The organism is Anaerococcus octavius, from assembly GCF_900445265.1.
GTDB classification, from domain to species: domain Bacteria; phylum Bacillota; class Clostridia; order Tissierellales; family Peptoniphilaceae; genus Anaerococcus; species Anaerococcus octavius.
Window position 1 is genome coordinate 412,884 of record NZ_UFTA01000002.1, and the last position, 20,835, is coordinate 433,718.

General features: G+C 30.5%; 19 protein-coding genes and 1 pseudogene. 13 read left to right on the top strand and 7 right to left on the bottom strand.

Features of this window, described 5'->3' with window-relative positions; translation table 11 throughout:
• Nucleotides 1–98 precede the first annotated feature (98 nt).
• From nifJ to DY249_RS02125, 8 genes are all read left to right on the top strand, one after another.
• A complete protein-coding gene (nifJ, locus tag DY249_RS02090; RefSeq protein WP_115595020.1) occupies nt 99–3,638 on the top strand; it encodes a pyruvate:ferredoxin (flavodoxin) oxidoreductase in 3,540 nt (1,179 codons plus the stop codon).
• A 97-nt stretch (nt 3,639–3,735) separates the two neighbouring features.
• Nucleotides 3,736–5,184 carry a TIGR04282 family arsenosugar biosynthesis glycosyltransferase gene (locus DY249_RS02095; protein WP_115595021.1) on the top strand — a complete coding sequence of 483 codons (1,449 nt, stop codon included), beginning with the start codon at nt 3,736–3,738 and terminating at the stop codon, nt 5,182–5,184.
• Nucleotide 5,185: 1 nt separating this feature from the next.
• A complete protein-coding gene (locus DY249_RS02100; protein WP_115595022.1) occupies nt 5,186–5,629 on the top strand; it encodes a C-GCAxxG-C-C family protein in 444 nt (147 codons plus the stop codon).
• A complete protein-coding gene (locus DY249_RS02105; RefSeq protein ID WP_115595023.1) occupies nt 5,619–6,920 on the top strand; it encodes an ABC transporter substrate-binding protein in 1,302 nt (433 codons plus the stop codon). Before DY249_RS02100 ends, DY249_RS02105 begins: the two co-directional genes overlap by 11 nt.
• On the top strand, nt 6,896–7,753 hold the full coding sequence (locus DY249_RS02110; RefSeq protein ID WP_115595024.1) for an ABC transporter permease: 858 nt from the start codon (nt 6,896–6,898) through the stop codon (nt 7,751–7,753). Before DY249_RS02105 ends, DY249_RS02110 begins: the two co-directional genes overlap by 25 nt.
• Entirely contained in the window at nt 7,737–8,525 is a 789-nt protein-coding gene (locus DY249_RS02115; RefSeq protein WP_115595025.1) for an ABC transporter permease, read from the top strand. Before DY249_RS02110 ends, DY249_RS02115 begins: the two co-directional genes overlap by 17 nt.
• Nucleotides 8,513–9,433 carry an ABC transporter ATP-binding protein gene (locus DY249_RS02120; protein ID WP_115595026.1) on the top strand — a complete coding sequence of 307 codons (921 nt, stop codon included), beginning with the start codon at nt 8,513–8,515 and terminating at the stop codon, nt 9,431–9,433. The genes DY249_RS02115 and DY249_RS02120 overlap by 13 nt, the downstream gene beginning before the upstream one ends.
• On the top strand, nt 9,433–10,254 hold the full coding sequence (locus DY249_RS02125) for a nucleoside hydrolase (RefSeq protein ID WP_115595027.1): 822 nt from the start codon (nt 9,433–9,435) through the stop codon (nt 10,252–10,254). The genes DY249_RS02120 and DY249_RS02125 overlap by 1 nt, the downstream gene beginning before the upstream one ends.
• 29 nt (nt 10,255–10,283) lie before the next feature.
• Here DY249_RS02125 and DY249_RS02130 read toward each other — a convergent pair whose 3' ends face one another.
• The 7 genes from DY249_RS02130 to DY249_RS02165 all read right to left on the bottom strand — a co-directional run bounded on the left by DY249_RS02130 (nt 10,284) and on the right by DY249_RS02165 (nt 15,625).
• Nucleotides 10,284–10,937 (bottom strand): TIGR04283 family arsenosugar biosynthesis glycosyltransferase, encoded by a 654-nt coding sequence (locus DY249_RS02130; RefSeq protein ID WP_101539902.1) that lies wholly within the window; start codon nt 10,935–10,937, stop codon nt 10,284–10,286.
• Entirely contained in the window at nt 10,909–11,580 is a 672-nt protein-coding gene (locus DY249_RS02135; RefSeq protein ID WP_115595028.1) for a TVP38/TMEM64 family protein, read from the bottom strand. Before DY249_RS02135 ends, DY249_RS02130 begins: the two co-directional genes overlap by 29 nt.
• Nucleotides 11,555–12,286: a TVP38/TMEM64 family protein gene (locus DY249_RS02140; RefSeq protein WP_115595029.1), complete on the bottom strand. Its 732-nt coding sequence runs from the start codon at nt 12,284–12,286 to the stop codon at nt 11,555–11,557. The genes DY249_RS02135 and DY249_RS02140 overlap by 26 nt, the downstream gene beginning before the upstream one ends.
• 9 nt (nt 12,287–12,295) lie before the next feature.
• Nucleotides 12,296–13,138 (bottom strand): rhodanese-like domain-containing protein, encoded by an 843-nt coding sequence (locus tag DY249_RS02145; protein ID WP_245943485.1) that lies wholly within the window; start codon nt 13,136–13,138, stop codon nt 12,296–12,298.
• A 354-nt stretch (nt 13,139–13,492) separates the two neighbouring features.
• Nucleotides 13,493–14,389, bottom strand: coding sequence for a sulfurtransferase (locus DY249_RS02155; RefSeq protein WP_342767207.1), 897 nt, complete (start codon nt 14,387–14,389; stop codon nt 13,493–13,495).
• Between the two features lie 105 nt (nt 14,390–14,494).
• Nucleotides 14,495–14,680: a hypothetical protein gene (locus tag DY249_RS02160; RefSeq protein ID WP_115595032.1), complete on the bottom strand. Its 186-nt coding sequence runs from the start codon at nt 14,678–14,680 to the stop codon at nt 14,495–14,497.
• Nucleotides 14,681–14,698: 18 nt separating this feature from the next.
• On the bottom strand, nt 14,699–15,625 hold the full coding sequence (locus DY249_RS02165) for a heterodisulfide reductase-related iron-sulfur binding cluster (RefSeq protein ID WP_245943486.1): 927 nt from the start codon (nt 15,623–15,625) through the stop codon (nt 14,699–14,701).
• Nucleotides 15,626–15,882: 257 nt separating this feature from the next.
• Between DY249_RS02165 and DY249_RS02170 the strand changes: the two genes are divergently transcribed.
• The 5 genes and pseudogenes from DY249_RS02170 to coaD all read left to right on the top strand — a co-directional run bounded on the left by DY249_RS02170 (nt 15,883) and on the right by coaD (nt 20,826).
• Nucleotides 15,883–16,236 carry an Asp23/Gls24 family envelope stress response protein gene (locus DY249_RS02170; RefSeq protein ID WP_101539908.1) on the top strand — a complete coding sequence of 118 codons (354 nt, stop codon included), beginning with the start codon at nt 15,883–15,885 and terminating at the stop codon, nt 16,234–16,236.
• 7 nt (nt 16,237–16,243) lie between these two features.
• On the top strand, nt 16,244–17,818 hold the full coding sequence (locus DY249_RS02175) for a DAK2 domain-containing protein (RefSeq protein ID WP_115595034.1): 1,575 nt from the start codon (nt 16,244–16,246) through the stop codon (nt 17,816–17,818).
• Nucleotides 17,818–19,806, top strand: a complete 1,989-nt coding sequence (locus DY249_RS02180; protein WP_115595035.1) for an ATP-dependent DNA helicase RecG — start codon at nt 17,818–17,820, stop codon at nt 19,804–19,806. Before DY249_RS02175 ends, DY249_RS02180 begins: the two co-directional genes overlap by 1 nt.
• A 38-nt stretch (nt 19,807–19,844) precedes the next feature.
• Nucleotides 19,845–20,347: pseudogene (gene rsmD / locus DY249_RS02185) on the top strand (16S rRNA (guanine(966)-N(2))-methyltransferase RsmD).
• Nucleotides 20,344–20,826 carry a pantetheine-phosphate adenylyltransferase gene (coaD, locus tag DY249_RS02190; RefSeq protein ID WP_115595036.1) on the top strand — a complete coding sequence of 161 codons (483 nt, stop codon included), beginning with the start codon at nt 20,344–20,346 and terminating at the stop codon, nt 20,824–20,826. The pseudogene rsmD and the gene coaD overlap by 4 nt, the downstream one beginning before the upstream one ends.
• Nucleotides 20,827–20,835 lie beyond the last annotated feature (9 nt).

Below are 20,835 nucleotides of genomic sequence, written 5' to 3' on the forward strand. Positions count from 1 at the left end.
GTTTTATTTAATAAATGCTCTTGACATTCCCAAGAATGTTATTTATACTTAAATTAGTGTTAACGATAATTGCTTATTAATTATTTTAGGAGGTCTAAATGACAATTACTAGAGCAATGAAGACTATGGACGGTAATACCGCTGCAGCTCACGTATCATACGCATTTACAGACGTTGCAACCATTTACCCAATCACACCATCTTCACCAATGCCAGAATCTATTGATGTTTGGTCATCAAATGGACGTAAAAATGTTTTCGATAGAGAAGTTATGGTTAAAGAAATGCAATCTGAAGCAGGTGCAGCAGGAGCATTTCACGGATCATTAGCAGCTGGAGCACTTACTACTACATACACAGCAAGCCAAGGTTTATTATTAATGATACCTAATATGTATAAAGTTGCTGGAGAAAGATTACCAGGTGTATTCCACGTTGCAGCTAGAACCGTAGCTACACACGCTCTTTCAATATATGGAGATCACTCAGATATTTACGCAGCTAGACAAACAGGTTGTGCTATGCTTTGTTCAAACTCTGTTCAAGAAGTAATGGACTTATCACCAGTAGCTCACTTATCAGCTATTAAAGGTAGATTACCATTCGTAAACTTCTTTGATGGATTTAGAACAAGCCATGAAATTCAAAAAATTAATGTTTGGGATTACGAAACATTAAGCGATTTAGTAGACTTTGATGCAGTTGATGCATTCAAAAATAACTCACTTAACCCAGAAAGACCAAAACACATGGGTACAGCTGAGAAAAATATCTTCTTCCAAAGAACTGTTGCAGCAAATAATGCTTACACAGAAATCGTTGGTATTGTAGAAGATTACATGAACCAAATTAATGAGCTAATTGGAACAGACTACAGCTTATTTAACTACTACGGAGCAGAAGATGCTGAAGAAGTTATCGTAGCTATGGGTTCTGTTTGTCAAACAATCCGTGAAACTATTGATGAATTATCTAAAGATGGATACAAAATTGGTTTAGTTGAAGTTCACTTATTCAGACCATTCTCAAAAGAACACTTATTAAAAGTTGTTCCAAAATCAGTTAAGAAAATTGCTGTTCTTGATAGAACTAAAGAACAAGGGGCTGAAGGACAACCTCTATACTTAGATGTTAAATCAGCATTCTATGGTGTTGAAGATGCACCAGTTATCTTTGGTGGTATATATGGTCTTTCAAGTAAAGATACTGTTCCAGGAGACATCAAAGCAGTATATGACAACTTAAGAAAAGAAGATACAAAAGATCACTTCACACTTTCAATCACAGATGATGTTACAAATACATCATTAGAAAGAGAAGACTTCAAAATTCGCCATGAAGGAACTACAAGATGTAAATTCTGGGGATTCGGATCTGATGGTACTGTTGGTGCTAACAAACAAGCTATCAAAATCATCGGTGATAACACAGATATGTACGCCCAAGGATATTTCGACTACGACTCTAAAAAATCTGGTGGTCTAACAATGTCTCACTTAAGATTTGGTAAAGAACCAATCAAATCAACATATCTATTAGATGAAGCTGACTTTATGTCACTTTCAAAACAAGCTTATGTAAACCAATATGACATCTTACGTGGATTAAAAGATAATGGTACATTCCTACTTAACTGTACATGGGAAGAAGACCAATTAGAAGAACATCTTCCAGCTAAGATGAAAAGATATCTTGCAAATCATAACATTGATTTCTACATCATTGATGCAAGCCACATTGCTGAAAAAATCGGTTTAGGTTCTAGAACAAATATGATCATGCAAGCTGCATTCTTCAACTTATCACAAGTACTTCCAGTTGATGAAGCAGTAGGATACTTAAAAGATTCTATCGTTAAAGCATATGGTCACAAAGGTGATGACATCGTAAACATGAACTATGCAGCTGTAGATGCAGGTTTAGAAGCTGCTCATAAAGTTGAAGTTCCAGCTGAATGGGCTAATGCTGAAGACGAAGCTAAAGAAGAAAACAAAGACCTACCTGAATTTGTTAAAAATATCTTAAAACCAATGATCGAACAAAAAGAAGATGACATCCCAGTTTCTGCTTTTGTTGATCTAGATCTTGAAAATGGTGAATTCCCATCAGGTACAACTGCATACGAAAAACGTGGTATTGCATTAAACGTACCAGAATGGCAAATGGAAAATTGTATCCAATGTAACCAATGTTCATTCGTATGCCCACACGCTGTAATTAGACCATTCCTAGTAACAGAAGAAGAAAAAGCAAATGCACCAGAAAACTTTGAAACAAAACAAGCTATTGGTAAAGGATTTGAAGAATATCAATTCAGAATTCAAGTTTCTCCATTAGATTGTACAGGTTGTGGAAACTGTGCTGATATTTGTCCAGCTCCAGAAAAAGCTCTACTTATGAAACCATTCGAAGAACAAGTAGAAAACCAAAAAGACAACTGGACATATGCTCACGAAGAAGTTGGCTACAAAGAAGATGTTATGGATGATAAAACACTTAAAGGAAGCCAATTCAAACAACCATTACTACAATTCTCAGGAGCTTGTGCAGGTTGTGGTGAAACTCCATACGCTAAACTTGTAACACAATTATTTGGTGACAGAATGTATGTTGCAAATGCTACAGGTTGTTCATCAATCTGGGGAGCAAGTGCACCAGCTATGTCATACACAATCAACCAAGAATCAGGTAAAGGTCCAGCTTGGGGTAACTCATTATTTGAAGATGCTGCTGAATACGGATATGGTATTAAATTAGCTGCAGAATCAAACAAATTATTACTAGAAACAAGAATGAACTCATTCTTAGATCTAAACCTTGATACACCATTAAACGATGCATTCAAAATGTGGTTAGAAGGAAAAGAAGATGTAAACGCATCTAAAGAAGCAACAGCTAAAATCCTTAACCTTCAAGACGAAACAGTAGATAGCGAAGAAGGAAAAGCAATTCTTAAAGACATTTACAATCTAAAAGACTACATGATCAAAAAATCATTATGGATCTTCGGTGGTGACGGATGGAGCTATGACATCGGATTTGGTGGTGTTGACCACGTATTAGCAAGTGGTGAAAATGTAAACATCCTTGTATTCGATACAGAAGTTTACTCAAATACAGGTGGACAATCATCTAAATCTACACCATTATCTGCAGTAGCACAATTCGCTGCATCAGGTAAAAAAGTACGTAAAAAAGACCTTGGTTTAATGATGACTTCTTATGGATATGTTTACGTAGCACAAGTTGCTATGGGAGCTAACCAAAACCAAGTAGTAAAAGCTATCAAAGAAGCTGAAAGCTACGATGGACCATCATTAATTATTGCATACGCACCATGTATAAATCACGGAATTAGAATTGGTATGGGCAAATCTCAATTTAGAGAAAAACAAGCTGTTCAAGCTGGTTACTGGCACTTATGGAGATTTGACCCAAGACTTGCTGACGAGGGTAAAAATCCGTTCCAATTAGACTCTAAAGAACCTACTGAGTCATTCCAAGAATTCTTACAAGGCGAAGTTAGATACTCTTCACTTAAGAGATCATTCCCAGAAACAGCAGATCAATTATATGCAGAAGCTGAAAAAGCTGCAAATGAAAGATATGAAACATATAAAAGACTTGCTGGTAAATAAGAATTAAAAATTAGTTATTAAAAATGCCATATGAAAATATGGCATTTTTTTTAAAATAATAAATAAAAATTTTAACAATATTTATTTAGGAGCTAAAATGAATAGAATAATTTTCTTTAGTAAAGCGCCAAATCTTATAAATAGCAAAACTAGACTAGAAAAATTTTTAAATGAAAATGAACGCCTAGAATTAATGAGAAAGCTTATCAAACAAAATTATAAGTTAGTAGAAGATAAAAACTTTAGCTCGATAATTTATTATTATGGAGACCTTTCAAATATTGCTTTCTTAGAAGGTCAAAAAACTCCTCAATCAGGTAATGATCTGGGAGAAAAAATGAAAAATGCAATATACAATGAACTAGATATTTATAGTAAGGTAGCACTTTTTGGATCAGATTTAGAAAATTTGAGTAAAAATCACATAGAAGAAGCATTTAAAAAACTTGATAACTTTGACATAGTAATAGCACCAAGTAAAGATGGTGGCTATGGTTTAGTAGCGATGAAAGAAAAAATAGATATTTTTACAAATATAAAGTATTCTACACCATTCGTTTTAGAAGATACTATAAAGCAAATAAATAAATTGAAAAAAACATACTATTTATTAGATCCGATAAGAGATATAGATACAATCTCTGATTTGATAATTGCTGAGTTTGATAATGATAATGTCACAGAGCTCGGGCATGGTGAATATAATTTAAATTATAGATTAAATAATGAAGTAATTAGGATAAATTTAGCGTCTCAAATAGGCCTTGGTGAAAAACAATTAAAATATGAATATGATGCCTTAAAAGTCTTAGAAAAATCAGGAGTAACTCCTAAACCCTATAAATTTTATGAGAAAGGTAAATTTTTACCAAAAAGTTTTATGACTATGGAGTATGTAGAGGGTAGACCTCTTAATTATAAAAGTGATATGGACATTGCTGCGAAGCTTTTAAGTTCTGTTCATAATTTAAGAGGAGAGTATGATAATTTCATATGCGCAAAAAAACCATTTCAATCTATGTTTGATGAATTTGTTTCTATGTTTAGCTATTATCAAGCTTATGAAAATAAGGACTTAGAAGTAGAAGCAAAAATTAATAAATTCCTAAATATTGCTAAATCCTCCGGCTTAGATGCTGAAATTAAAAAACCTTGTATCATAAATACGGAATTAAATAATAGAAACTTTATTATAGGTAAACATCCGGTAATAATAGATTGGGAAAAACCCATTATAGGAGAGTGTGAGCAAGATTTAGCTCATTTTCTAGTACCTACAACTACAAATTGGAAAACAGATACAATTTTAACTGAAGAAGAAATGTTATTATTTTTAAAAGTTTATGAACAGTATAGAAAAGTAGACTATGATAAGCTTTATAAATATCTAATGTTTAACTCTCTTAGGGGGATAACTTGGTGTTCTATGGCCAAGGTTGAGTATGAAAAAGGCAGATTTTTAAGTAACGATGACACACTGGCTAAAATTAATAAGTTTTTAAGTTTAGAATTTTTAAATATGTTGGAAAAATTTTATAGGATATGATATGGATAAAGAAAAATTAGAAGAACTTTCAAAAAAAGAATATAACTGCTCTCAAACTGTTTTTGCATATTTTGCTGATGATTTGGGCATGGACGAAGAACTGGCAATGAAAACAGCTACAGCTTTTGAAAGGGGCATGTTTAAGTCAGAAACTTGTGGATCTCTAACAGGAGCTTATATGGCACTAGGTTTAAAATATGGATCAACAGATTTTGAAAAAAAATTAAACTTACAAGAAATGGTTCACAAACTAGATGCTGAGTTTGAGCAAAGAAACAAAAGTAAAAAATGTATAAAACTTTTAGGTGTGAATGTAAACACTGAAGAAGGAATGAATGAGTCGCTAGAAAAAGATTTACTAGCAAGTGTTTGCGGTGTGTGCATAAGTTCAGCTATAGAAATCACAGAAAAAATTATGGAGGAATATGATGCAGATGAAAAATAAACTTTTAGCTAGTTTACTATGCTTAGGGCTTTTAACAGGATGTGGCAATAATACCAATGAGCAAGAGGCTAGTCAAAAAGCACCATTTGAAACCAGCCAAGAAGAAGTAAAGGAAGAAAGAGAAGAAAATAAAGAAGTAGCAGAAACAAGCGATGTTATAAGTGAAGTAAACTTTGATGAAATAGCTAAAAAAGCAGAAGGAACATCTGTAAACTTATATGGATGGGGTGGGGATGATAAGCGTAACCAATGGTTAGATGATTATATAATTCCTAAAATGAAAGAAGATTATGATATTGATGTAAATCGTGTAGGCATGGATATCGAGGAAATCTTAAACCTTATGGTAGCTGAAAAAGATTCTGAAGATGGTGATGTAGATGTAGTTTGGATAAATGGAGAAAACTTTGAAAATGCCAAAAATAATGGCTTACTTTATGGTCCAATAACTCAAGTACTACCAAACTTTAACGACTATGTAGACGGGGAAGATGAAGGAATTAAATATGACTTTGGTGAACCAGTAGAAAATATCGAAGCACCATACGGGGGAGCTCAATTTGTATTTATGTATGATAGTTCAAAAATTGATAATCCACCTAAAAATGCCGAAGAACTATTAGAATTAGCAAAAGCAAATCCCGGTAAAATAACTTATGCATCTCTACCAGACTTTACAGGCTCAGCTTTTATTAGAAATATTATTTCTGATATTCAAGGCTACGAAGACTTCATGAATAAAGATTTAACAAAAGAAGAACTAAAAGAAATGTTAAAACCAACTATTGACTACCTAAATGAATTAAAACCATACCTATGGAATGAAGGACAATCTTACCCAGCAGATAACCCAACTTTAACAAACATGTTTGCAGATGGGGAAGTAATCATGGCTATGAGCTATAACCCAAATGCAGCATCAACAGGTGTGGTTGATGGACAATTTAATGAAAATGTAAGAACAGCAGTATTTGATAAGGGAACAATTGCAAATACACACTTTTTAGCTATAAGTAAAGGTTCTTCAAATAAAGATGCGGCTACTGTCCTTATCAATTTAATCTTATCACCAGAGGCGCAAATATCAAAAGCAGATCCAGAAGTCTTAGGGGATCTCCCAATCATTGACTATGATAAATTAACTGATGAGCAAAAGAAAATGTATGATGAGATTCCATCTGGAGAATACACTCTTTCTACAAAAGAATTAGAAGAACATAGAATCCCAGAGATGCCAGCAAATATTGTACCACTCATAGAAGAAATATGGGAAGAAGAAGTACTAAACTAGAAAATTTACTAAGCTGTACAGGATTAATGCTTATTTTACTATTAATCCTAATTGGCTTTAGTAAATCATTATTAATTAGTTTTGGACTTTTTAAAGAAGTAGGGCTTGATAGTTTTACCTTTGACTTTTACAAGGAAGTTCTAAATGATAAGACTTTTATATCAAGCCTTATTTTTTCTTTGAAAATTTCAGTTATTTCTAGTATTTTAGCAGTTATAATTGGCATTTTTTTATCTTATGGAATATTTAATAGCAAAATTTACGATATTTATTTAAAGATTCCAGTAATACTACCTCATATTATTATGGCGATTTTACTAGTAAATATCTTTTCTCAAACAGGAGTTATTGCTAGAGTTTTTTATAAATTAAACCTTGTAGATGATTCACACTCATTTGTTCAGTTTTTTTATAATAAAAGTGCAGTGGGAGTTATTTTGACCTATGCTATAAAGGGTGGTGCTTATGCTGGTATGGTTTTTTTAGGAATTTATAGGAATATAGGCTCAAATCAATTAGCTGCTGCAAAAAATTTAGGAGCAAGCGATTGGCAAGAATTTTATTATATAATATTTCCATTTATAAAAAAAGAAACTATTGCAACATTTATCATTTTATTTAATTTTTCGATTAGTTCCTATGAAGTTCCACTACTAATTGGTCCTACAAGTCCAAGGACTCTTGCTGCAAAATCCTATATAGAATTTACAAAAAATAGCTTTTCTTATAAGCCAAAAGCTCTGGTAATAAATATATTTTTAAGTTTAATTGGCATAGTTTCCCTAATAATTTTGTACTTAGCAGAGGATAAAAATTATGAAAAAGATTTCTAAATTTATTTTATATATTTATATAGTTCTTTTAATTTTTGCAGGAATAGACCTAATATTTACAAGCTTTAGGCAAAATTATCCATGGCCAAACTTAATTTTAGCAAACTATTCATTGCGTTCTTATAATTATTTATTAAAAGACAAGAAATTTATGGTAGGTCTATTTAATTCACTATCAATAGGCTTATGTTCAAGTTTGCTTTCTCTTATAATGTCGATACCTCTTGCGAAAAAATTATATTATAAGCAGAAAGCTTTTAAAATGATTAGTTTTGTGATATTTTTACCATTTTTAATTGGTGCAACCAGTATTGGCCTAGGCTTGCAATTATTTTTTAAACAAATGGGATTTGCGGGGTCAAAGATTTTGATTATCATATGCCAATGCCTACTTATAATCCCCTATGAAGTAAGAATTATAAGACCTGCATATAGTTTTTTAGGAGATAATATAATTTATGCTGGAAAAATGCTTGGTGCCAGTGATAGTAATATTAGAAAAGAAATAATATTTCCAATACTTGCACCCTTTATAAAAACTGCGTTGATTATGGGTTTTATCCTATCGATTAGCGATTACTATTTAACACTAGTCTTAGGGTCAGGTCTTGTAGAGACATTTATGACTGTAGCGTTTCCTTTTTTTGTATCAAGAGATAGAGCAATTTCCTCAACTATTAGTATATTATTTCTACTAATCAATATTATCTTTATAATAATAGTAGAAATTATATTTAGATTGATTTTTAGGAGCAAAAAATGGACCTTATAAGTGCAAAAAACATAAGCAAATCATATAAAACAAAAAAAATTTTAGATAATATAAGTTTTGATATAGGATCTGGGCAAGTTTTATCAATAGTTGGTAATAGCGGTTCAGGAAAAAGTACTTTATTAAAAATATTATCAGGAATAATAGATGACTTTGACGGAAATATTTATCTAAATGACAAAAATATAACAAAGGTTGATATGAAAGAGCGAAAGTTTATACTTATGTTTCAAGATGATGAATTATTTCCTCATATGACTATTTTTGATAATATAGCTTTTGGCCTAAAAATTAATAGATTGGATAAAGGTTATATAAGTAAAGAAGTAGAAAAATATTTAGAATTAGTAGGCTTATATGATCATAAAAATAAATACCCATCCCAGTTATCTGGTGGGGAAAAGCAAAGGGTATCTTTAGCTAGAAGTCTGATTGTAAAACCTAAAATGCTTTTACTAGATGAACCATTTACAGCTCTAGATCAAACTTTAAGAGAAAATCTTAGAAATGAAACTTTTAAAATCATAAAAGAGCAAAATATCCCAACTTTATTTGTAAGCCACGATATAAATGAAGCAGTGGAAGTAGCTGATAAGCTTGCAATCTTATCAAATGGTAAATTTTTAGCCTATGATAATCCAAGAAAAATTTTTGAAAATCCAAAAAATATTGAAGCAGCAAAATTTATTTTCAAGGATAATATTATAGAAAATAAGCTTATTAAAAAGTCTGATGTGGAGATACTTGAAGGAGAAGGTTATATTATAGTTGATAAAGTTTACAAGGGAGATTATTTTACCTATACTTTAAGCGGCAATTACAAACTGTTAGTAGACAGTCCAAAAGAGTTTTTTGTAAATGATAATGTTGGAGTACAGATAAATAGTATTATTGAATTGGAGGAGTAATGAAAAAAGTAATAATAGATACTGATTGTACTATAGATGTTAAAGGGTGTGACCTAGATGATGCTTTTGCAATTCTTTTTTTGATTGCCCATCCAGATATAGAAATAAAACTAATTACAACTACATTTGGTAATAATAACGAAGATGTAACCTATAAGGCTACAAGACGTATGCTAGATGATTTAAATATAAATATTCCACTAATAAAAGGCGGCTTATATACAAATGATGCAGGTGAGGCTATAAGAAATGAAGTAGAAAAAAACAACGATATAATTATTCTTTCTTTAGGCTCAACTACAAACACTCAAAAAGCATTAGCTCTTGGCATGGATGCTAAAAAAGTAAAATCATTTGTAGCTATGGGTGGTATCACAGATAAGCTACGCTTTAACAAAAAAATAATGAGTGAACTAAATTTAAGTATTGATTATTTATCAACTATTTATTGCCTATCTAGACTAGATAACATCCATATAATAACTGGAAATAATTGTATGAAGCATAAATATCAATTGCCAGCTAATCCTTACTATAAAAGTAATTTTATGAATTATTTAAAGCCATCTTTAAAAAGAGTTACAGAAGAATTTATGGATGAATTTGGAGAAAATGAACTAGTGGTATGGGATGCTTTGGCAGCTTTATATATTACAAATCCAGAATTTTTTTCACATAGGTATAAAAATATAAGCTTAGACGAACATTTATTAAATGGATACTTGATAGATGGAGATGATAAAAAAGTAAATCTGCCTGAAATCAAAGAAAATATAAACGCTATGGAGTATATAGTAAATGTAATCGAAAAAAATAATTAAAAAAAGACGAGCAAAGTTCTGCTCGTCTTCTATATATTCTTGTAAATCTCAGCAATTTTTTCTACATTATAACCATTCCTATACATTTTTTGTAAAAATTTCATCATAATACCAGTCTTAAATTCTTTGTTTGTAAATTTTCTTGATGAAGAATATATAGGATAATCTAGTTGTTTTATTTTATATCCAGCTTCTTTTAAATCTAAGGATAATTGATAATCTTCCATAAGGGCTATATTTTTGTAGCCACCTATTTTTTCAAAAATATCCTTTTTTATAAATATGCCTTGATCTCCAAAGGCTATGTGTTTAGTCTTAACTCTTAAATTTGAAAAAAATTCAATAAAATCTAGCTTTTGATTAGTTGGTGTAAAATTTATAGTAAAGCAACCGACATCAAGATTTGAATTTTCTATTAAATTTATACAGTCACTTCCTATAATGCTATCACAATGAAGGAAAAATAAATAATCACCTCTAGCATACTTAGCAGCAGCATTCATTTGTCTAGACCTATATTTTGTTTCTTGAATTTTGGGATAAGAGATCATATCATAGGTCCCATCTGTGCTAAAACCGTCAGTAAATATTATATCAAAATCTCCTTTTATTTTTGATAAAACATCTTCGATTTTTTTTATATTTTCTTTTTCATTATAAGTTGGAATTATTATTGTTACCATTTATTTTCTCAATTAAAATTTTCAATAATAACGTTACAACTGTAAAAGCAAGTAATAAGATTAAAGATTTTTTAAATTCTGGACTAGTTACATCACCTATATTTGTGCCTACATTTAGATAAATAAGCATGCCAGGAATTACTCCAAAAAAAGTTGCCATTAGATATGGGAAAAATTGTATTTCTGTAAGCCCTGCTAGGTAATTTTCTAAGATATAGGGAATAGCCGGTATAAGTCTAGTTATAAAAAATGTTGATATTAGTTTTTTCTGATCTTTAGTATAGATTATATTAAAGTATTTTGGACCTATTTTTTCTTTTAATTGTTTATATACCTTATCTTTTGCAAATCTATTGGAAATTAAATACATAAGGGAAGTATTTGTTAAAACAGCTATCATAGTTAAAAAAAATCCCTTGCAAAAACCAAAAAGTGTTCCAGCTATAACAACTATGCTTAAGGCTGGTACAAATAGGGCAGGAAGTATAGTAAATGCTAGTATATAGCCGATAGGAGCTAGATAACCCATAGCTTCTATTTTAGCTTGAAGAGTATTAATATTTATGGATTTATTTAACCATACTATAAAAGCTATCGCAATGATAGCTTTTATAATATTATAAACTTGTTTTGTGTTTTTCATTGTATCTTTTCCTAAAGAAGGCAATAGCAACTGCAAGAATAGATATAATTATGACAAACATAAACACTCCACGCACTCCACCGTCGAGTTCTCCGCCTGTGTAGGAATATACGATAGTTGCTGGTAATTGTCCTAGTCCTGTAGCTAGGAAAAATCCCCAAAAGTCCATTGAGGTTAGACCAGCAGCATAGCTAACAACATCAAAAGAAATGAATGGTAAGAGTCTTGCTATTAGAATAGTGTGATTACCATATCTTGCAAAAAAGTCTTCTATATTTTCAAGAGCACCTTTACTAGAAAGCTTAATTACGGCATCACGGCCTAAAGATCTTGCTATAAAAAAGCATAGGGCTGCACCAACCATAGCAGAAGACCAGGAAAGGATAGCTCCTTTGACCCATCCAAATATAGCTGCATTGGCAAGAGTAATTAAAACTGCAGGGATTGGTGCGACAATAGATTGTAATATCATTAGTAAAAATGAAATAACTGCTGCTTTTTTACCAAAACCTCTAATATACTCGATTACACCATTTAATCCACCAGTACTTATAGCTCTTACCGCATTACTAATACCATTTCTAAATGACGGTATCAGGAAATATGCTAGTATAAGTATAGCAAGCGGAATTAGAACTGCTAGCTTAGAAGATTTTTCTAGTCTTTCTTCTTTAGGATCTGTGTTTTCTAAATGATTTGTCGGCATAATTTATCCTTATTTTTCAGATAAATCATATCCATCATATTCTTTTGTTCCATCAAAAGCGTTGATTACTTCGTGACCATCTTCAGCTAATTTATTAGCTATATCAAAAGATTTATTTCCTGAATAGCAATGTGTTAAGAATGGTTTATCTGTTGGTAAAGTTGGAAGTAATTCATCAACTTGATCAGATGGTACATTTATTGCTCCTGGCATATGACCTTCGTCGTAGTCTTTAGCATCACGTCCATCTACGATTGTATAGTCTCCACTTTCAGCTAGTTCTTTAAATTCATCTCCAAGTACTGTTTTTGCTTTAGTAATTGTTGTATATTCAAAGTCTTCCATTCCTTCTGCATTATAGACATCAGTAAAATCATTATCAACTAGTGTTTTATAAGCATCTTTTGAATCTTCAGCTTTATCAGCAACAACTACTACTGATTTATCCTTCCAATCTTCAATTTCTGATAACTTATCTTCTAGATCAGTAGCTGGTATGGAAATAGCATGTTTGATATGTCCATCTTTATAAGAATCTTCATCACGAACATCGATTACAAGATAATTTTCTTTCTTTTTGTTATCTTCTTCGATTTTATCTAGTTCTTCACCTGTCATTTCTTTGATTTCTTCATCAGCAGTATCATCTGTAGATTCATCAGTATTTTCTTCTGTATCAGCTTCTTCAGATGTTTGTTCATCTGTTGCAGTATCATCTTTAGTTTCTGCTGTATCAGTAGTTTCTGTTGTTTCGGTATTTTCTGGTTCAGTTTTGTTTGCATCATTTCCACAAGCTGAAAGTGCGAAAGTACCGATTAGCATAAGTGTAAGTAATTTGTTTGATCTTTTCATATTATTTCTCCTCTTTTAAAAAGTTCTAAAATATTTACCAATATCAATAGCGATGATATGGCATATTTCGTTAGTTTAAAAATATTGATGTCCACTAAAACTAATATTAAGATTGCAAATATAGATATAATACTTATTGGACTAATATATTTATATTTAAACCATTTATAAATTATATATGTTAAAAATAAAATTGCAAACAAAATATATATCAATTTAATGTGGTAATTGTTTTCTAAATTATAATTATAGTAAATTAAAGTTCTTTGCACTCCCATTTTCTTTTTTGTAAAGTATTGGAGTAAAAGTCCAATTATTATGAAAAGAATTTGGAAAATGCTTATTATTTTATTTTTATTCTTTGCTTGCTTTGTCATTAGATAAGTTGCCAACTGTTGTCATTTCAGCATTATCTTTAGGATCACCAACTTGTACTGGCAATTCATCATGCATTTGCCACTCATTCCAGCCGCCATCAAATAACTTAGCATCTATTCCTTTTTCATAGAATTTTAAAACTGGTAGGGCAGCTCTCCAACCTGTACCACAATAAAATACCATTTCTTTACTAGGATCAACACCTTCTTTTTTTAGCATATCTAGCATATCAGTGTAGGAGATGTATGTGCCGTTTTCATTTTTATAGTCAGCTTCATCATGGCCATAGATTGCACCTGGAAGTTCTCCAGCTTTTGGAATATAGGTATAATCGCTAGTTTCTCCGATATATTCTTCATAAGCTCTCGTAGATATATATTGAACGTCACTATTTTCATCTTCTATGTCTTTTTTAGCTTCATCTAAGCTTACTATCATTTCTGGATGTGCTGGATATTCTGCTTTAAAGTCGTCTTTGGCTTCTGCTTTATTTTCTTCTTTTTCAGTTTCGTAACCTTTATCCATCCAAGCTTTGATACCACCATCGATTAATTTTACGTTGTCTGCACCTTCTATTAAGTAGGCTAAGGCAACTCTTGGTGCACCAGAATCGGGACCATATAAAAATACTGTAGTATCTTTGTCTATACCATTATCTAGCATTGATTTTACAATGTCATCATCGCTTTTAAAATTCCAAACTGGTCCTTCTTCTATAGAATCAGTATTAATATGGATAGCGCCTGGGATATGATTTTTCAAATAATCTTGGCTAGCATCAGACTCTCCCCAAGTTACTTCAGCTATTATATAGTTATCAAGTTCTTCTTTGCCATCGATAACTTCTTTTACATCGTCAGCTGTAACGAAGATTTCTCTTTTTTCATTTCCACAGCAATCAAGATTTTCTTTGTGATCTGTTTTATCTGATGTTTGTTTGTCAGAATTTTTTGTATTTTCACTATCTTTGTTAGTACTTTATTCTGTTTTTTCGCTATCTTCTTTTTGATCTTTATTATTATCTGCTTCTTCTGCTTGTGTGTTATTATCTTTGTTAGTATTAGCGTTTTGATTAGAACAAGCTGCAAAAGTTATAGTTAAGAAAAGAGAGAAAAAAGAAAGACCAATTTTTCTGATAAGTTGATTGATATTTAATTTTTCCATAGTTTCCTTTTAACTCTCCTATTTATAAAATTTTGCTTTTAATGCATTTTTAAAATAGTCCGTTTTTACTTCTTCATCTATGCCCAAAAATACTGATGCAAAATGATGGACCTTGTTGTATTTTGAAAAACGCATAGAACAAGTTGCACAATATGTGTAGATTTCCTCATTTTTTATAGAAGCAGTCATATTTTCTGCAATTTCTTTTTCTTTTTTGCTTGCAAGGCCTCCGGCTCCACAACAATTTGTATCTACAAATTTATCATTGCATTTTGGAGCATGTTTTTTGATAATAGTAAAAATTTCTTTATTATATCTATCAGAACATGGGAAAAATACATTGCAAGGATTTTTTATATCCTTTATATATTCGTATTCATCTAGCCATTTAAATATTGAAATTATTTTTACCTTGTATTTATTTTGCATGTGATGATAGCAATTTGGACATGCAGTGACAATCCTATCTATTTTTAAATCTTCAATTTGCTTTTCTAAAGACTTGCTAGGCTCTTCCTTAAAACCAGTGCTAGCGACAGGATTTTTACAGCAATCAATAGAAAAGTCAAAACCATTTTTTTTAAATAATTCTATTAAAGCTTTGGAATTTTCTGGATAAAAAGCAGGAAAATTACAACCTAGATACAAAAGATCTTCAGATCTGCCTTTATTTTTAGCTAGATTTTTAAAAGGATAAGATTCTTTGTTAAGTTTGACATGCTTGTATTTTGGATTATTTTTTCTAAAAGTAAGTGAGATATACTTACCATTTAGATCCTTTGGACAAACATAGCTGCACTTATTGCACAAAAAGCATGAATAAGCTAGATCTTTTCTATTAGTAAAGCCTAATAAATTAATATTATATTTACTTAAAAATGGACAATTATCAGTGCACAAACCACACTTAATACAATTGTCCTCAACGTATTTTAGGTAATCCATATTATTTCCTATCATTAATTTATTAATTTTAAGTGTGTACTAAAGCCAAAGGCTTATCTTAAAATTCCCTTTATAGCTTATAAATATAATCAAACTTCATAGTGTACTTATTGCAATTATGAAAATGTTATCATATACTCGTCTTTATATTAACATAAAAATATATATTGTCAATACAGCGATGAGAAGGGATAATAATTTAGAGTATAATATAAAAAATATGTATGATATAATTAGTCCAAATGATGGAGGATAAAATGTCTATAAAATATGTAAATAATTTAGGCAAGATTACTATTGATGATTCTGTGATAAGCAATATAGTTGCAGCAACAGTTATGGAGTCATACGGAGTAGTAGGGCTTGCATCTCAAACTACAAAAGATGATATTTATCAACTTTTAAAATTAGAAAATATGAGTAAAGGTGTTGAGATACATAGGAAAGATGATGGAACAATTGCCATAAATATTTCTATATTTATTCTTTATGGAGTTAGAATTGCAGTTGTTGCTCAAAATATTATTGATAATGTAAAATACACTGTAGAAAAATCTCTAAATGTTAGGGTTTCAGAAGTAAATGTGTTAGTACAAGGAATTGGTGAGTAGGTATTATATGAGAGAAATTGATGCTAATAAACTCCAACAAATGATTATTGGAGCTTATGATTTGTTAAATGAAAATAGGGAGATGGTAAATTCTTTAAATGTCTTCCCAGTGCCAGATGGTGATACAGGTACAAATATGACCATGACTATGAAATCTGGGGTGGATAAGGTTAATCAATTAAACAGCGATTCTTGCTATGATATTGCCAAAGCATTATCCCAAGGAACATTGATGGGAGCTCGTGGAAATTCAGGAGTTATCTTATCCCAACTTGTTAGAGGTTTTTCCAAGGCTATAAAAGGTAAATCTATAATAGAAACTTCTGATATTAAAGAAATTTTTCAAATAGCTAATCAAACTGCCTACAAAGCAGTAATGAAACCTACAGAAGGAACTATCCTTACAGTTAGCCAAAAAATGACTGACAAAGCTAACCAATTTTACACTGATGATATAAGCCTTGATAGATATTTATTTGAAATAATTAGTGAAGGCCAAATTGCCCTTGATAATACACCAAACCAACTACCAGTTTTAAAAGAAGCAGGAGTTGTAGATTCAGGTGGACAAGGTCTTATAACATTATTAAAAGGAGCTTTTTCTGCATTAAATAGTGATATTAATATAAAAGATATTGAAAGTAAAAATGTAAAAGCTTATAAAGATTTGCCATTTGAATTAGAATTTGAACTAGCAACTACAGAACAATCTTACCAAACCATATTAAAAAATTTAGAAAATATGGCTGATGACATTGAACAAACTTTTGAACAAGAAATCTTAAAAGCTAGTTTAAAAACAGATAACCCTTATAGTTTGCTACAAATGCTAACTGTAGATGGAGAAATTTTAAAGGCAGAACTTACAAACTTAAATCCAAATATGGAAAAAGTTAAAGCGAGAAAGAAAAGCCAAGCTAAAAAATACGGTTTTATAGCAGTTAGTCGTGGAGAAGGTTATGATTCTATTTTAGAATCCATGAATATAGATGAAATTATCTCAGGTGGACAAACAATGAACCCTTCCACAGAAGATATTTTCAATTCACTAGATCGTGTTAATGCTGAAAATATTATTATATTCCCAAATAATAAAAACATAATAATGAGTGCAAAACAAGCAGCAGAAATAACAGAAAAAAATGCAGTGGTTGTTGAAACAAGGTCGATACCAGAAACTTTTACAGCTATGCTTGAATTTGATCCAGACAGCAGTATTGAAGAAAACGTAGAAAATATGAATGAAGTTATAAAATATCTCCATGTTGCTGAAATTTCCATTTCTATAAGAGATACATCTATAAAGGGTGTAGAAATTTCAAGAGATGATTATTTAGGAATCTTAGATGGTGATATAGTAACTTCAAATAAAAAAATTGTAGATACAGCTTTAAAAACAGTTGATCATGCCCTAGCAAAAGATAGCGACTTATCCCTAGTTACTTTATACTATGGAGAAGATATAGATAAAAAAGACGCTAAAGATTTAGTCAAAAAAATCAGCAAAAAACATAAAGACGTGGATGTTGAACTAGTTTATGGTGGTCAACCAGTTTATTATTACACAATAACTTTAGAATAATGGACCTACTTGACCTTAAAGGTATAGGACCTAAGAAAAAAGATACTTTAAGAAAACTAAACATATATACCGTAGCTGATTTGTACAATTATTATCCGACAAGCTTTGAAGACAGGACAAATAAGCTTAGTGTCGTAGATGCAAATCCACATATGAAATATTATTTCATATGGAAAATCACTTCAACTTCAAATCAAATCAGAACAAAACGTGGAATTATTAGTTATTTATTTGCTTTAGAAGAGAAAAGTGGACAAAAAATCAAAATTATTTGGTTTAATGATAGATTTTCCCAGCAAAAATTAAAGATATATGAAAGTTATAAATTTTTTACCAAAGTATCCTATGAAAATGGCATATACCAAGCAGTTAATCCTATATTTTGTGATCTAGATGATCAAGAAATAGGAAATATAATTGCCATTTATCCATTAACTAGTGGTATTAATCAAAAACAATTATCAAAATTTATTTTTGAAGCCCTAAAAAACTTTGATAGCGATGAAGAAATATTTGATAAAAGAATTTTAGAAAAAATTTCTTTTAAATCAAAATATGAAAATCTAAATGAAATTCATTTTCCAAGTGATAAAGCTCTATTGATGCAAGCAAAATCTCAAACAAAGATTAGTGATTTTGTAAAGGAGTTGATTTATATTGACTATATAAACAAAGAATTGCAAGCGACACAAGAGTTAAAACTTATTTATGATTTGGATAAAATATTAGATCACTTAGATTTTAAATTAACAAGGTCACAGTTGATTTCATTAAAAGAAATACTAGCAGATGCTAATAAAAAAGTACTGATGAATAGGCTTCTAATTGGAGATGTAGGTTCTGGAAAAACTATTGTAGCCATAATTGCTATGATAGTTTTTGCCAAAAATGGCTACCAAGCAGCCATGATGGTTCCAACAGAAGTATTGGCTATTCAGCAATACGAAAAAAATCTATCATTGATAGAAGGGTTTGATTTAAAATTTGCTTTACTAACAGGATCTAGTAAAAATAAAGATGCAATAAAAGCAAAACTTAATAACGGTGAAATCGATATTGTAATAGGAACTCATGCTCTTATTCAAGAAGATGTTTCTTTTAAAGATTTGCGCTTTGTAGTAAATGATGAGCAGCATAGGTTCGGAGTTGGACAAAGGCAAGCTTTAGGACAAAAAGGGACAAAAGTAAATTATCTTACAATGACAGCGACGCCTATTCCAAGAACAATAAGTATTAGAATTTCAAAAATTTTAGATTTATCTATGATAAATGAACTACCCAAAGGAAGAAAACCAATCACCACAAAAATTGTAAGTGAAGTTATGGAAAAATCTTTATTTGATCAGATTAATCACAATCTACAAGCAGGTAGGCAAGTTTATGTAGTTTCAAATAACATAGATGCTGATGATAAAAATAGCGTAGAAAATTTATATAAAAGATATAAAAAAATATTTAAGAGTAAAAATGTTAAAAAACTTCACGGCAATATGAAAGCTAAGGAAAAGGACAAGACATTAAAAGATTTTGCTGATGGTAAAATAGATATTTTGATATCTACAACAGTTATAGAAGTTGGTATAGATGTTGCTAATGCAAATACTATGGTAATTTATAATGCAAATCATTTTGGCCTATCATCTCTCCACCAATTGCGTGGAAGAGTAGGGCGAGGAGTTTATGATTCTTTTTGCTATTTAGTAAGCAAAAATGTAGATAATAATTCAAAACTTAATATACTGGTAAATAATGAAAACGGTTTTGATATAGCAAAAAAAGACTTTGACCTAAGAGGTGGTGGCAAGATACTATCAGCCATCCAACATGGTAGAAATATAAGTAAAATAGAATTTTTAAATATGAGCAAAGAAGAAATAGAAAAAAGTTTTGAAATATTTGATTACCTAAAAGCAAATGATTTTGATGGAGTCAATTTTACTTATATAGAGAAGTTTTTTGAGATAGATAGAAGGATTATTTTAAATTGATGAGAGTTGTAGCGGGGAAATATAAGGGATTTAACCTTATGGCACCCAAAGGTAAAAATACTAGACCGACTGATAATAAAATAAAAGAAGCAATATTTGACATGCTTTATCCGATAAAAACTAACGGCAATGCCTTAGATTTATTTGCAGGTAGTGGTCAAATGGGCATTGAATTTTTATCAAGAGGATTAGAAAAAGTTTATTTCAATGAATCAGATAGAAATAGTTTTAGAGTTTTAAAGGAAAATATAGAAAAAATCAAAGATGATAATTATGAATTATCCAAATTAGATTTTAAAATGGCATTGGAAAATTATAAAAATCAAGGAATAAAATTTGACTATATTTTTTAGATCCTCCTTATGCAGAGGATTTTATTAAGACCTCCTTGGATTTGATTTTAAATTATGAATTGTTAAATGAGGATGGTATAGTAATAACAGAATCAGATAGGTACATTGAAATTTCTGATACATATGATTTATATCTCGTTAAAGAGAAAAACTATGGAAGGAAAATAGTTAAAATTTATATAAAATGAAAGTAATTTATCCTGGAAGCTTCGATCCACCAACATATGGTCATCTTGATATTATCCAAAGATTAAGCTCTATGTTTGATGAAGTTATAGTTGCACTTTTAGTAAATGGAAGTAAAGAACCTCTTTTTACCCTTGAAGAGAGAATAGAAATGATTAGATCAGATGTAGAAGGGCACGATTTGAAAAATGTTACAATAAAAACATTTGATGGTCTAATGGTAAATTTTGCTAAGGAAGAAGATACAACTATAATTGCAAGAGGTCTTAGGGGCATGGCGGACTATGAATATGAAAAAAACATTGCCAGAGTAAATAGGTCATTATATGAAGGACTTGAAACAGTTTTTCTTTTAAGTAGTCCTAAATATTCATTTATAAGCTCAAGCGTGGTTAAAGAAGTAGCAAGTTTTGGGGGAGATATTTCCTCATTTGTAAGTGACGATGTAGAAATAAAAATGAAAGAGAAATATAAATACTAGGAGGGGATT

Bases quoted from the DNA above. Each gene is read 5' to 3' on its own strand.
- DY249_RS02095 (WP_115595021.1), top strand. From the start codon at position 3,736: ATGAATAGAATAATTTTCTTTAGTAAAGCGCCAAATCTTATAAATAGC.
- DY249_RS02145 (WP_245943485.1), bottom strand. From the start codon at position 13,138: ATGAAAAGATCAAACAAATTACTTACACTTATGCTAATCGGTACTTTC.
- DY249_RS02165 (WP_245943486.1), bottom strand. From the start codon at position 15,625: ATGGATTACCTAAAATACGTTGAGGACAATTGTATTAAGTGTGGTTTG.
- DY249_RS02170 (WP_101539908.1), top strand. From the start codon at position 15,883: ATGTCTATAAAATATGTAAATAATTTAGGCAAGATTACTATTGATGAT.
- coaD (WP_115595036.1), top strand. From the start codon at position 20,344: ATGAAAGTAATTTATCCTGGAAGCTTCGATCCACCAACATATGGTCAT.
- DY249_RS02140 (WP_115595029.1), bottom strand. From the start codon at position 12,286: ATGCCGACAAATCATTTAGAAAACACAGATCCTAAAGAAGAAAGACTA.
- DY249_RS02135 (WP_115595028.1), bottom strand. From the start codon at position 11,580: ATGAAAAACACAAAACAAGTTTATAATATTATAAAAGCTATCATTGCG.
- DY249_RS02130 (WP_101539902.1), bottom strand. From the start codon at position 10,937: ATGGTAACAATAATAATTCCAACTTATAATGAAAAAGAAAATATAAAA.
- DY249_RS02160 (WP_115595032.1), bottom strand. From the start codon at position 14,680: ATGGAAAAATTAAATATCAATCAACTTATCAGAAAAATTGGTCTTTCT.
- DY249_RS02100 (WP_115595022.1), top strand. From the start codon at position 5,186: ATGGATAAAGAAAAATTAGAAGAACTTTCAAAAAAAGAATATAACTGC.
- DY249_RS02125 (WP_115595027.1), top strand. From the start codon at position 9,433: ATGAAAAAAGTAATAATAGATACTGATTGTACTATAGATGTTAAAGGG.
- DY249_RS02105 (WP_115595023.1), top strand. From the start codon at position 5,619: ATGAAAAATAAACTTTTAGCTAGTTTACTATGCTTAGGGCTTTTAACA.
- DY249_RS02115 (WP_115595025.1), top strand. From the start codon at position 7,737: ATGAAAAAGATTTCTAAATTTATTTTATATATTTATATAGTTCTTTTA.
- nifJ (WP_115595020.1), top strand. From the start codon at position 99: ATGACAATTACTAGAGCAATGAAGACTATGGACGGTAATACCGCTGCA.
- DY249_RS02110 (WP_115595024.1), top strand. From the start codon at position 6,896: ATGGGAAGAAGAAGTACTAAACTAGAAAATTTACTAAGCTGTACAGGA.
- DY249_RS02175 (WP_115595034.1), top strand. From the start codon at position 16,244: ATGAGAGAAATTGATGCTAATAAACTCCAACAAATGATTATTGGAGCT.
- DY249_RS02180 (WP_115595035.1), top strand. From the start codon at position 17,818: ATGGACCTACTTGACCTTAAAGGTATAGGACCTAAGAAAAAAGATACT.
- DY249_RS02120 (WP_115595026.1), top strand. From the start codon at position 8,513: ATGGACCTTATAAGTGCAAAAAACATAAGCAAATCATATAAAACAAAA.